Source organism: Muribaculum sp. (assembly GCF_029051885.1).
Lineage (GTDB): Bacteria > Bacteroidota > Bacteroidia > Bacteroidales > Muribaculaceae > Muribaculum.
Genome location: NZ_JAIDKI010000056.1, coordinates 1 through 13,114 on the forward strand (window position 1 = coordinate 1; position 13,114 = coordinate 13,114).

Sequence of the window (13,114 nt, forward strand, 5' to 3'; positions counted from 1 at the left end):
CCTTCGTCACATATCGAAAATCGTCTCAAGCTATACGACCCTGGCGGCAACATTTATTATTAAACAAGCTCTAAATTTTGAATATTCCTCAGAATGTTGTATGGAAAAAATGTATTAACTTTGTGTGTTAAATAATTATTAATTAAATATACGTTTTCTGCCCATGAGAAAATGGCGTATCGAAGACAGCGCAGAGCTGTATAATATCACCGGATGGGGTATGAAGTATTTCTCCATCAACGAGAAAGGTCACGTGGCTGTAACTCCCCGCGAGGGTTGTGCAGCGGTGGATATTAAGGATGTGCTTGACGAGCTGCAGGTAAGGGATGTGGCTGCGCCTGTGCTTCTGCGTTTTCCCGACATTCTCGACAATCGTGTCGAAAAAATATCACGCTGCTTCCGCCAGGCTGCGGATGAGTATGGCTATGAGGCCAAAAATTTCATTATCTATCCCATTAAGGTAAATCAGATGCGACAGGTAGTGGAGGAGATTGTGAGCCATGGGAAGAAATTCAATATAGGTCTTGAGGCCGGCTCAAAGCCCGAACTCCATGCTGTGCTTGCAACCAATATCGCCGAAAATGCCTTGATTATATGCAACGGATATAAGGACAACGAGTATATAGAGCTTGCTCTGCTTGCTCAGAAGATGGGGCGTAACATATATCTCGTGGTAGAGAAACTCAACGAGTTGCAGGCTATAGCTGAGGTGTCGAAGCGTCTTGGCATATCGCCAAACGTAGGCATGCGGATAAAGTTGTCCAGTTCCGGCTCCGGTAAATGGGAGGAGTCCGGTGGCGATCAGTCGAAATTCGGTCTGAATTCATCGGAACTTCTTACAGCGCTCGATTTTCTTGAGCGTTATAAGATGAAGGAATGTCTCAAGCTGATACATTTCCATATAGGAAGCCAGATAACCAAAATACGCCGTATAAAGAATGCGTTGCGAGAAGCGACACAATTCTATGTACAGCTTTCGCGTCTGGGCTACGACATCGACTTTATCGATATCGGAGGTGGCCTTGGTGTGGATTACGACGGCACACGCTCGTCGTCAAGCGAAAGTTCGATGAACTATTCAATCCAGGAGTATGCCAACGACTCTGTGTCGGCGCTTGTGGACGCATGTGTGAAAAATGGTCTGAAACAGCCTAATATCATTACCGAGAGCGGTCGTTCGCTTACCGCCCATCATTCGGTGCTGATATTCGAGGCTTTGGCTGCAACTTCTCTCCCTGCATGGGATGACCGCCAGGAAGCGGGGCCCGACGATCACGAACTAGTAAGAGAGCTATACGATATATATGACAAGCTCAATCAGCCGCGTATGTTCGAGAGCTGGCACGATGCGCTCCAGATTAGAGAAGAAGCGCTCGACCTGTTCAGTCTCGGTATGCTCGACCTTCGTTCGCGGGCACAGGTTGAAAAACTCTTCTGGTCTATAGCACGTGAGGTCGGCGATATCGCAAATACGCTGAAACATGCCCCGGAGGAGCTGCGCAAGATATCCAAAATGCTCCCCGACAAGTATTTCTGCAATTTCTCCCTGTTCCAGTCGCTTCCCGATTCATGGGCTATCGACCAGGTGTTCCCCATAATGCCTATATCGCGTCTTGATGAGAAGCCTACACGCACGGCTACTCTTCAGGACATCACATGTGATTCCGACGGAAAGATTGCCAATTTCATCTCTTCACACGGTAACTCTAATTCATTGCCCGTACATCCTCTCCGCGAGAAGGAGCCATATTATATAGGTGTTTTCCTGGTAGGTGCTTATCAGGAGATTCTCGGCGACATGCACAATCTCTTCGGCGATACCAATGCCGTGCATATCAGTGTCTATAAGGACCGCTATGAGATTGACCAGATTATCTATGGAGAGACTGTCGACGAGGTGCTCGATTATGTGCAATATAATCCGAAACGTCTTGTGAGGAATGTAGAGACATGGGTGACATCATCGATGAAAAACGGCAAGATTTCTCCGGAAGAGGGTCGTGAGTTCCTGAGCAAATATCGTTCGGGACTGTATGGATATACCTATCTCGAAAAAGACTGACCGAGGGCGTGCGCTACTTTATGAAACTTGCCTACCGTGGCGCTCCTTATCACGGATGGCAGATACAGCCAAATGCTGTCAGCGTGCAGGAGTCGGTGGAGCGTGCTTTGTCTACGTTCCTTCGTGAGCCTACGCCTGTGGTCGGGGCCGGACGCACAGATACCGGAGTCAATGCCTCAATGATGATGGCGCATTTCGATACCTGCCGCGAGATTGCCGACCGTCAGGCAATGGTGCGTGCGCTTTGCTCGATGCTCGGTCCTGATATCGCCGTCTACGATATCATACCGGTGCATGACGATGCGCATGCGCGCTTCGACGCCATATCGCGTACGTACCATTATTATACATACAGCGGGCGATCTCCGTTTCTGTACAGTCTTGCATGGCAGGAACCTGCCGCCGGGCTTGATTTTGATGCGATGAACAAGGCCGCGTCCATGCTTCTGGATGTCGACGACTTTACATCGTTTGCAAAACTGCATTCCGACGCAAAGACTAATATATGCCGCGTCACCCGTGCCGAATGGATTGAAACCGTGCCGGGCGATTCCTCCAGGCATACTTTTGTCATTACTGCCGACCGTTTTCTACGTAACATGGTCCGGGCTGTTGTCGGGACTCTTGTAGATGTAGGACGGGGCAAGCTGACTATTGACGGATTTCGTGGGGTGATAGATTCCCGCGACCGCTGTGCGGCCGGAACCTCGATGCCACCACATCCGTTGTTTCTCCACGACATTAAATATCCTTATCTATAGCACGAAGGCGCCGGAATTCCGGCGCCTTCGTGCTATAGATAAGGATATGCGGTACTTCCGGTTATGGCTCCTGCCATACTCCTTCTTCCTTAAGAAAAGATACAAGAGCCTCGATGGCTTCGGCCTGTGGAATGTTCTTGCGGATACACTCTTTGCCGCGGTACAGACTTACGTGGCCTGCCGCCGCACCAACATAGCCGTAGTCGGCATCGGCCATCTCGCCGGGTCCGTTGACTATGCATCCCATTACACCTATTTTCAGGTTTTTGAGGTGGCCGGTTGCTTCGCGCACAGCTTTCAAGGTGCTTTGCAGGTCGAAAAGGGTGCGGCCGCATCCGGGGCATGCGATATATTCAGTGTGGCTGAAGCGCAGACGTGTAGCCTGGAGTATATTGAGCGCGAGCGAATACAGTTCGTCGTCGGTCATCGAATTGCTTCGAATCATTATGGCGTCCTGAAGTCCGCTTAAGAGCAGACGTCCGAAGTCGGTGGCGGCACGGAGCTTAACTTCGTCCTTTGGCAGATTGTCATAGGTGATGCATGCCACGACAGGGGCATGTGTCCCTTCGTCATCCATACGTGATACTTTGTCGAGGATATCGGCTGCCGGATTCTTTCCGTTGCCGGTCACCAGCTCGACTCCGTCGGGCACGGACGCGACTTCAAGAGGAGATATTACAACAGTAGTATTGCTCCCTCCGATGTTGCCTGCAACATCGGATATGCGTCGCTTGGGCGAGAAGTCAGTGCTAGCTTTAAATTCTCCGTCAGCCGGAGTTTCGCTAAATCCGCCGATGTAATCGACGAGAGCCTTTGCAACCGGAATTTCGTTTTCCGGAGCTTCGCTGAGCGACACGCGTATTGTGTCGCCTATACCTTCGGCAAGAAGTGTGCCTATGCCGACTGCGCTTTTGATGCGGCCATCCTCTCCGTCGCCGGCTTCTGTAACGCCAAGATGAATCGGGAAGTCCATGCCTTCCGACTCCATCGCCGCAACAAGTCTGCGTACAGTCTCGACCATTATGACAACATTGCTTGCCTTTATGGAAATCACGATGTTGAAGAAGTCATGGCGTACTGCCACGCGCAGAAATTCCATGGCGCTCTCAACCATGCCCGCCGGGGTGTCGCCATAGCGGCTCATTATGCGGTCGCTGAGACTTCCATGGTTTACACCGATACGTATAGCGGTATTGTGGCTGCGGCATGTGTTGATGAAAGGTACGAATGCCTCCTCGATTTTACGCAGTTCGGCGGCGTACTCTTCATCGGTATATTCCAGTTTGATGAATGTGCGTCCGGGGTCTACGAAATTTCCGGGATTTATGCGTACTTTGTCGACCCCGGCTTCAGCTGAGGCAAAGGCTGCCTTTGGGTTGAAGTGAACGTCGGCTACCAGCGGAATATCGTATCCACGTTTGCGCAGTTCATTTCGTATCTCGCCGATATTTGCTGCCTCGCGTATTCCCTGGGCGGTAAGGCGCACGATGTCGCCTCCGGCTTCGGCAATCTTGATACATTGCTCCGTAGAGCCGGAGAGGTCGTTGGTGGATGTATTGGTCATCGACTGTAGCGCGACAGGCATTGCGCCGCCGATGATGACATTGCCTATAGGTACCTGCCGGCTCAATCGGCGTTTATAACTGTATTTCGACATTGTGATTGCCTTTTTGTTCAGTTTGTCTTGAACTTATACTTTACTTCGGCAAGCTCGGCATTGGCTTTTACGATTTTACCTGAGAGCGACTTTTTGTATTCGTTCAGACGGTCGGCTATGCGTTTGTCGCCTATAGCGAGCATCTCTACAGCGAGAAGCGCCGCATTAAGGCCGCCGTTGATGGTGACAGTAGCGACAGGTATGCCCGGAGGCATCTGCACGATGGCGAGAAGTGCGTCCATACCTCCAAGAGTGGATGCGATAGGCACGCCTATGACCGGAAGGGTAGTGTTTGCAGCGATTACGCCGGGAAGGGCGGCGGCCATTCCGGCGGCGGCGATTATCACCTTGATGCCTCGGTCGGCGGCACCGGATGCAAACTCCTCTACTTGGGCCGGTGTGCGGTGGGCCGACAATGCGTTGATTTCAAACGGTATCTCAAAGTCGTCGAGAAGCTGGGCGGCTTTACCCATTACGGGGAGGTCGGAGGTGCTCCCCATGATGATGCTTACTATCGGAGTCATGATTTATGTGATATTGGGGTTTATTATTAGAGACAAAATCTTAGTTGCATTAGGCAAGCGGTAAAAATTACTTAATGGTTCCGGCAGAAATAAGTTTTTAAAGGAATCATATACGTAATAATTTTTACGACTTACTTATATCATATTGTGAGGAGGTATACCATCAGAAAGCCATTGGCTGTGCCGGCTGTTACTTGCCAGAACGTGTGCCTGTCAAGCAGCATCCGTGATGTGCAGAGTGCTCCGCAGAGAAAAACAGATACTGCGATATATGGCCATATGGGCACTATGGCTATGTGGTCGGAGGCAATGCGGAAAAGCATGGCCGTGAATCCGGCCATAGCGGCGGCATGGGCCGAGATTTTCCACCATGTGTTGACGATACAGGATACTACGGCAGTGCATGCTCCGGCTACCATGAACATCCACATCCAGTGGGGAGAATGGATTGAATACAGATACCATGCGCATGCACAGTAGCATAATATTGTCAGCACGTATGGAGCAAGGCGTTCGGTGCGGTTGTTGAGTCCGGGATCGGATATGATTTTCATCCAGTATAGGAGCATTATGGCAAATGCTGGCAATACGCATGTGACGAGTGCGGTGACAATGACGACATTCCATCGTATATCGGCCGGGAGCATGGCAAGCGGTGTAAGCCACAGGGCGGCAAACACTGCATATGTCGGAATCAGAATCGGGCTTAGTACCCACGATAATATATGTGCAATTCGGTTCATGTGGCAATTGGTCGGAGTGGATGGAATATGTACTGTAGTATTAACATCGGCCGGAGTGTTATGTTTAGATTTCGCGTCGCATACGTGCTACGGGATATCCCAGACGCTCGCGGTATTTCGCTACTGTGCGTCGTGCTATTTCATATCCTCTGTCGGCAAGTGAGGCGGTAAGCGCTTCGTCGCTTAGCGGATGTTTCTTGTCCTCATTCTCTATAATGTCGCGCAGAGCAGCAAGGATGGCATGGGTCGATGTATCGGTGTCGTCGGTGGGGCGCTCGTTGAAGAAGAGTTTAAGCGGATATACACCCCGTGGTGTCGCTACATATTTTCCGGCGGTAGCGCGTGATATTACCGATAAGTCGTATCCGGTAATGGCTCCGATGTCTTTCAGTATCATCGGGTGGATAAGGCTCTCATTCTCACCTCCGGTGAAGAAGTCGCGCTGTATCTTTACTATGGCGCTCATTACGTTGAACAGAGTCTCCTGCCGCATGCTTACCAGGCGAATGAAGTCGCGTGCTTCGTCGCGTTTCTGCTTTATGAATACCGCGGCTTCCTGATTGTGGCGTGCTACTACCGTGGGGGCGGCCGCTGTGCCGTCGTCGCGGAAACTTTCCTCGATTACGAGTTCGGGTATATTGTTGAGCAGGGTTAGAGTCAGTGTCTCTCCGTCGGTATCTACCTGAAAATCCGGTATGATGTGGCGGGTGCGTTCGTCGGCTATGTCTGAGTCGATGTCGCCTCCCGGTTTTGGATTCAGAGAGCGGATTACATGCATTGCCTCGCGCAGTGTCGTCTGGTCGACTCCGAGGCATGCGGCCAGACGGTCGTAATGCTTCAGTGAGAACAGGTCGAAGTAGTGGTCGACAATCTCGATGGCGAGTTGTGTGTTAGGTGAAGACTGCCGGCGTCGTAACTGTATGAGCAGGCATTCGCGCAGGTCAACAGCTCCCACACCGGGAGGGTCCATTGTGCGCACGAGCGCAATCATACGCTGCACATCGGCAGTGGTCACCGGCATGCCTGTGTGAGCCTCGATATCATAGGCCATGCTTGCAGCATCGCGGGTCAGATAGCCGTTGTCGTCGAGATTGCCGATTACATAGAGTGCTATCGCACGCTGTTCGTCGGTCAGGCTGTGCTCGGCAAGCTGTGCGCTCAGAGTGTCGAAGAGAGATTGTCCGGTGTCGGCGGCAACTGGCTCGTAGGCACGCTCGCTGTCGGAGCGGTCGCGTGCTTCAAGCCGGTATGAGGGTATGTCATCATCCCGGTAATCGGCCAGCTGCATGTCTTCGGCGGTCTCTTTGAATTCTTCGGTACTGATGTCGGCCACGGTGTCGTCAACGTCGAGGGCCGGATTGTCGTCGAGCACACGCTGTATCTCATCCTCAAATTCCGGGCCGTTCATCTCCAGCAGACGCCCGTAGCGCACCTGCATTGGCGACAGGCGCTGTTGCATCTTTTGCTGTAATGAGATATTCAGTGACTCTTTCATCCAGGGTATCTGTTGAAACTGATTACAAAGATAACATATAGCGGTTTATTTTGCAAACAAAGTGCTTTATGCATCAATGCAGGAACGCCGTATCAGTCAGATGCTGATACGGCGTTCCTGTAAGTATTTATGTGTGGGTGCGGACTGTTAATCAGAGGTCCCAGATTACGTAGAGGGCACCCCAGGTAAATCCTGCGCCAAATGCGGTGAGGATAATCTTGTCGCCTTTTTTAAGTTTGTCCTTGTATTCGTCGATACATAGGGGAATTGAAGCGGCAGATGTATTGCCATAGTGCTCGATGTTGACAAGCACCTTGTCGTGGCCGAGACCTGCGCGTTCGGCTACAGCCTCGATAATGCGCATGTTGGCCTGATGGGGTATAAACCAGTCGACGTCGGCAACATTGATATTGTTGCGTTCGGCAACCTCCATTGAGGAATTGAGCATGTCGGTTACGGCATGTTTGTATACCGCACGTCCTTCCTGATAGAGATAGTGCCATCCTTCGTCGAGGGTCTGTTGGGTAGCGGGATGAGCTGAACCGCCGCCTTTCATTACCAGATGGGGCAGTCCTTCTCCGTCAACATGGAATACGCCGTCGATAATGCCTGTCTTTTCTTCGGTAGGCTCTATCAGCATGCATGCAGCGCCGTCGCCGAAGAGTGTGCATGTGGTGCGGTCGGCATAATTTACCATCGACGACATCTTCTCGGCGGCTACTACTACTACTTTCTTGTACATTCCTGAACGCACATAGGCTGCGGCGTCCTGGAGAGCAACGAGAAAACCTGCACAGGCTGCCTGGATGTCGTAGGCATACGCTTTTGTCAGGCCGCATCCATGGGCTATTATTGAACCTGTAGAGGGGAAACGGTAGTCGGGATTGGAAGTGGCGCAGATAAGGAGGTCGACCTCTTCGGGTGATGTTGAAGTAGATTCCAGGAGCTTGTTTACAGCATTTATGCCGAGGTATGAGGAGCCTGCGTCTTTTTTGAGTATTCGGCGTTCCTTGATTCCTACACGGGTGGTAATCCACTCGTCGGAAGTGTCAACCATTTTCGACAGCATCTCGTTGTCGAGGATGTCATCGGGCACATATGATGCAACGCCCGCGATTCTTGGGTAAAGCATTTGGAATGATTGGTTTATGTTCTGCAAAGTTGGTGAGGCACAGCTGCCGTGTGATACTGCCGTCTACAGGCCTAAGAATACACATATTGCCCCGGGCATCTTTTTCATACCCGGGGATATGTGTGGATTTCTTTCCAGTGACTCGCAGATGGGGTCGGGCATGGCGGTATGCAGGCGCATTATTGCGGCTCTACTATGCCATAGCGCTATTTATACTGCAGCCGGCTTTTCGATGGCGAGTTTGCCACGGTAGTATCCGCAAGCGGGGCATACTGTGTGGTAGATGTGCCATGATCCGCAGTGAGGGCAGATTGCCAGCGTGGGTTCTACGGCCTTGTCATGTGTGCGGCGCTTTGCGGTGCGGGTCTTGGATTGCTTTCGTTTAGGATGTGCCATTTCGTTTTATGAATTTTTAATTATTGTCACTTTAGTTTCTTTAATTCGTCCCATCTCGGATCGGTGGGTACGTCATCGTCATCGGAGGTGTCGGGCTGCATCTGCTCAGTCTCCACTTCATCAATCATCTCGTCCATCATTTCGTCGTCTTCCGACTCGATATGACCGGGAGCGCGGTGCTTTTTCAGCAGTGTGCTCATGGCGCGGTTGCATTTACCGAGCGGATGCACGTGCTTGATGGGTATTGTAAGAGCTACGGTGTCGTAAATCATGTAGGCGATGTTGAGTTCGGCGTCGCTTTCCGGTATTTCCAGAAGTTCGTCGGAATCGTCGTTGTAATCCGGCCCGTATTTTACAAAGATGTGAAAAGTAGTGTCGACAGGCCATTGAAGGTCGTCGAGACATCTGTCGCAGATGAGTGTTATCTCTCCTTTGACGGTAAGAGTGATTTCATACAGGTCGCCTTTGTAGTTGACATCGACATGTACGTCAAGGTCGGCATCGCGGATGTCGGCGCTTTCCATATCGACGAAAAACTGCTTCTGCAACTTGTAGTCGAAGGCATGACTGCCGTGAGGCAGTGTCTTTAGAGGGAGCTTGTATGCTGAAAACTTTCCCACAAGAAATTTTATTGAAAAAACCGCTGCAAAGTTACTTATTATCCGCAAAAAAATCAACTTTTTGCAAAAAAAATGCGGCTTATAGACCGAGCATCGGAGTATCAGGCTTGAAAATGCATGTCGAGGGCTGCTTTGAGCCGGTGCATGGCATCGCAAACCATGCTGCGGGGACAGGCGAAGTTAAGTCTTACGAATCCTTCGCCATCTGAGCCGTACATGGTGCCGGGGTTTACCATCAGGCCTGTGTGTCGTAGCAGCATGTCGGTGAATGATTCCGACGTCATGCCTGTGGCCCGTATGTCAATCCATGCGAGATAGGTGGCTTCCAGCGGCATTATCTTCAGCAAGGGCATTTCTTCGGCAATGAAGTCGCGTATTGTGGTATAATTCCCATGCAGGTAATCCACGAGTTGGCCGAGCCAGTCGCTTCCATGGGTATATGCGGCGATGGTGGCTGCGACGCCGAAGGGGTTTACATCGCATACTTCGTTGATATTTATCGCTCTGTCGATACGCCGCCGTACGGCAGGGTCGGGTGTGATTATATTGGCAATCTGGAGTCCAGCGATGTTGAAAGCCTTTGAGGGTGACACGCATACGGATGCGTTGTTGCGGAATTGTTCCGGCAGGTTGCCGTAGGGGATGTAACCGCCTTCGGTGTATGTCAGTTCGCAGTGTATCTCGTCAGACACTATATATACATTGTTGCGCAGGCATATTTCGGCAATGCGTGTCAGCTCGCTGGTTGTCCATACTCTTCCTCCAGGGTTGTGAGGGTTGCAGAGCAACATTACTTTGGTTTTCGGGTCGGAGGCCGTTGCTTCAAGTCCGTCAAAGTCTACCTCATACCTGTCGCCTGTGTATATGAGAGGATTGGGGGCCGGGATGCATCCGTTATTGCGTATTGAGGAGAAGAAGCAGTTGTAGACAGGGGTCTGTATGATTACTTTGTCGCCAGGCTCGGTAAGTGCTTTTATGATGGCGGATATCGCAGGCACGACACCTGAGGTATATATAAACCATGAGCGGTCTATTTCCCATCCGTGGCGATTGCTGAACCAGTTGATTACGGAGCGGTAATATTCATCCGGCACATGGGTATAGCCGAATACACCATGCTCGACACGTTTGCGCAGAGCGTCGATTACGGCAGGAGCTGTAGGGAAGTCCATGTCGGCCACCCACATCGGTAGGAGGTCATCGCGCTCAGGGGTGTCCCATTTGTAAGAGCCGCTGTTGCGGCGCTCGGTTATTTTGTCAAAATTATATTTCATTGGATGTGTTGTTTATTACGTGTATCAGTCTCCTTGCGCCATCGTCCGAACACCAGCAGCGCGAGGAATATGAGGCCACGGAAGCATAGCTCGATACACATGGCGAGCCATACGCCTTTCAGTCCCATGGCCGGTGCCAGTAGCGTGGCAAGAGTGATTCGTACGCCCCATATGCTCAGGAGATTCATTATGCTGGGCAGTATCGTACGGCCCAGTCCTACGAAAAATCCGTAACTGACTATCGCGGCTCCGAACATGGGCTCCGCCCAGGCCTCGATACGCAGGATTTCGGCTCCGAGTAGCCGGATTTCCTCTACAGGCGACATGATACTTATAATCTGAGGCGCAAAAACGTAGAGTGCAACGCCCATAAATCCCATTACAGCCATTGCCGCTCCGACGGTGATGTAGCCGAAGCGTCTTACAAGTTTGTGTCTTCCGGCTCCATAGGCTTGTCCCGCGAGAGTTGTCGCTGCCTCGCCTATACCGTAGCCGGGCATGTAGCATAGGCTTTCGGCTATTATGGCGAAAGCGTTGGCCGCTATTGCTACAACTCCCAGCGGGGCCACGATTGTGGTTATGATTATCTGGGCGCTGCATATGGCTATGTGTTCAAGTCCCATGGGCATGCCTATCTTCAGTGCTTTGCGCAGAGTAGAGGATTTTGGCATAAAACTGCCGGGACGCTTCCACAGGCTGAGTATCGGCGAGCGACACCATAGATACCAGAGCATAATTGTGGCCACGATGGTCTCGGCGAGCACTGTTGCGAGTGCCGCGCCCTCGACTCCCAAGCCTGCACCCCATATGTGTAGATGCCATGAGCCAAATGAGATGTCGCGCTCAGGGAAAATCAGAATGAAGTTGAGCACGACGTCGATAAGGCACATCATCACGTTGAGCATACTCGGTATCTTCATATTGCCCGCACACCTAAGCATGGAGCCGGCAAGGAAATTTATCTGTAATGCCGGCAGGAACGAAGCGAAGATAAGAAAGTAGCGAGAGGCGTCGCGGTGGATTATCTCGTCGGCGCCAAGCCATGCCGGCAGAAACGGACTTATGGCTACGCCCGTCAGGGCTATCACTGTACTGAATATCAGGAGTGACACGAAGGCCTGACGTACGACTTTGCGTGCTTTCTCAAAGTCGCCGCTTCCGATGAGATGGGCTACCTGTACGGAGAATCCGGTGCCGGCGGCGCTCAGCACTCCCCAGAATAGCCATGTGGTGGTTGACACCAGTCCGATAGATGCTGATGCATTTGCCCCGAGCGAGCCTACCATCGACGCATCGATGTACTGCATGGCTATCGATGACAGCTGAGCCACGATAGCCGGGACACTGAGCATGGCTGTAAGTCTCAGCTGTGTGCGGAATGTCATAGCATGGCCTCCGCGTATCAGTGCGAGCAGTTGTTCGGTATTTTTGCTTCCGGTGCTCACTTGCGTATCTCTATCTTACAGTCGGCCGGCTGGTGGATATTTTCATCGATAATCAGCTCTCCGATGCTGTCGGAGATGATATGGCCTGAAATGGGATTTTTGATACTTGTCACATTGCCACGGATGTCGGCGTGTAGGGTCGAGCCTTCGAAGGCAAGGTCGGCATCGGTGTCGAACGTGCAGTTGTCAAGCACGAGGTCGTGGGCATAGCATAGCGGCTGGGTGCCTGAGATGTGGCAGTTAATCAGCCGCAGGCGCCTGGAATGCCATCCGAGATATTCGCCTTTAAGAGTCGAATCGCGCACGGTGACATCTTCTGTATTCCAGAATGCATCCTTGGAGTCGATTGTGGCATTGCGTATCTCGACATTGCGGCAGTACTGAAACGAGTAATTGCCTTGATGACGGTAATTTTCGATGTCGATGTCTGATGAGTGCATGAACAGATAATCGGCTCCGTGCACTTCGACTTCGCGCATCCTGACGTCAGAACAGTGCCATAGTGTCTCCTGTGCGTCGGGGATTACGACACGCGTTAGATTCAGGTGATGCATCTCGCGAAACATTTTTGGAGCCTCGACACGTGTATCGGTCATCTCAAGACGGGATGAGTACCACAGGGCAGCGCGTGCTCCCGGAGTGAAAAGACAGTTTCTTATGATGAATCCGTCGACATGCCAGAAGGGATACTTGCCCTCAAATCGGCATTTTTCTGCTATGATATCGGAGCATTCCTTAAGCGCGGACTCTCCGGCATGTACTGTGACGTTGATAAGATGCAGGTGGCCGGATGCAAAAAGCGGACGTTCGCCACCGAATTCACTGTTGCTTATAATTTCCATTCCAATAATTCATTAAGGCACATGGCCAGAGTGTGATAATTACTGATGTTTGATTGGTAGCCGGTGTGCTGTATCATATACAGCCTCTTAGAGCTTGTTTAATAATAAATGTTGCCGCCAGGGTCGTATAGCTTGAGACGATTTTCGACATGTGACGAAGGAG

Annotated in this window: 12 protein-coding genes; 2 read left to right on the forward strand and 10 right to left on the reverse strand. The window is 51.4% G+C overall.

The annotated features are described in order from the left end of the window. The first annotated feature begins 163 nt into the window (after positions 1 to 163). Positions 164 to 2,062 (forward strand): biosynthetic arginine decarboxylase, encoded by a 1,899-nt coding sequence (speA, locus tag K2I50_RS02525; RefSeq protein ID WP_301024677.1) that lies wholly within the window; start codon positions 164 to 166, stop codon positions 2,060 to 2,062. Between the two features lie 20 nt (positions 2,063 to 2,082). Then, positions 2,083 to 2,823, forward strand: a complete 741-nt coding sequence (gene truA / locus K2I50_RS02530; RefSeq protein ID WP_301024678.1) for a tRNA pseudouridine(38-40) synthase TruA — start codon at positions 2,083 to 2,085, stop codon at positions 2,821 to 2,823. 61 nt (positions 2,824 to 2,884) lie between these two features. Here the strand turns inward: truA and ispG are convergent, their stop codons facing one another. From ispG to K2I50_RS02580, 10 genes are all read right to left on the reverse strand, one after another. Then, positions 2,885 to 4,480, reverse strand: a complete 1,596-nt coding sequence (ispG, locus tag K2I50_RS02535) for a (E)-4-hydroxy-3-methylbut-2-enyl-diphosphate synthase (protein ID WP_301024679.1) — start codon at positions 4,478 to 4,480, stop codon at positions 2,885 to 2,887. Between the two features lie 17 nt (positions 4,481 to 4,497). After that, positions 4,498 to 5,004, reverse strand: coding sequence for a 5-(carboxyamino)imidazole ribonucleotide mutase (gene purE, locus K2I50_RS02540; protein WP_301024680.1), 507 nt, complete (start codon positions 5,002 to 5,004; stop codon positions 4,498 to 4,500). A 140-nt stretch (positions 5,005 to 5,144) separates the two neighbouring features. Then, positions 5,145 to 5,747 carry a hypothetical protein gene (locus K2I50_RS02545; protein WP_301024681.1) on the reverse strand — a complete coding sequence of 201 codons (603 nt, stop codon included), beginning with the start codon at positions 5,745 to 5,747 and terminating at the stop codon, positions 5,145 to 5,147. A gap of 64 nt (positions 5,748 to 5,811) precedes the next feature. After that, positions 5,812 to 7,242 (reverse strand): RNA polymerase factor sigma-54, encoded by a 1,431-nt coding sequence (gene rpoN / locus K2I50_RS02550; RefSeq protein WP_301024682.1) that lies wholly within the window; start codon positions 7,240 to 7,242, stop codon positions 5,812 to 5,814. Positions 7,243 to 7,393: 151 nt separating this feature from the next. Beyond that, positions 7,394 to 8,374 carry a beta-ketoacyl-ACP synthase III gene (locus K2I50_RS02555; protein ID WP_301024683.1) on the reverse strand — a complete coding sequence of 327 codons (981 nt, stop codon included), beginning with the start codon at positions 8,372 to 8,374 and terminating at the stop codon, positions 7,394 to 7,396. 210 nt (positions 8,375 to 8,584) lie between these two features. Next, positions 8,585 to 8,770: a 50S ribosomal protein L32 gene (gene rpmF, locus K2I50_RS02560; protein ID WP_301024684.1), complete on the reverse strand. Its 186-nt coding sequence runs from the start codon at positions 8,768 to 8,770 to the stop codon at positions 8,585 to 8,587. Positions 8,771 to 8,796: 26 nt separating this feature from the next. Further along, a complete protein-coding gene (locus tag K2I50_RS02565; RefSeq protein WP_301024685.1) occupies positions 8,797 to 9,390 on the reverse strand; it encodes a YceD family protein in 594 nt (197 codons plus the stop codon). A 101-nt stretch (positions 9,391 to 9,491) separates the two neighbouring features. Beyond that, entirely contained in the window at positions 9,492 to 10,664 is a 1,173-nt protein-coding gene (locus tag K2I50_RS02570; protein WP_301024686.1) for a MalY/PatB family protein, read from the reverse strand. Then, complete coding sequence (locus K2I50_RS02575; protein WP_526022945.1) at positions 10,661 to 12,109, reverse strand: MATE family efflux transporter; 1,449 nt, start codon at positions 12,107 to 12,109, stop codon at positions 10,661 to 10,663. The genes K2I50_RS02570 and K2I50_RS02575 overlap by 4 nt, the downstream gene beginning before the upstream one ends. Next, positions 12,106 to 12,951: a DUF3737 family protein gene (locus tag K2I50_RS02580; RefSeq protein ID WP_301024687.1), complete on the reverse strand. Its 846-nt coding sequence runs from the start codon at positions 12,949 to 12,951 to the stop codon at positions 12,106 to 12,108. Before K2I50_RS02580 ends, K2I50_RS02575 begins: the two co-directional genes overlap by 4 nt. Positions 12,952 to 13,114: the final 163 nt, after the last annotated feature.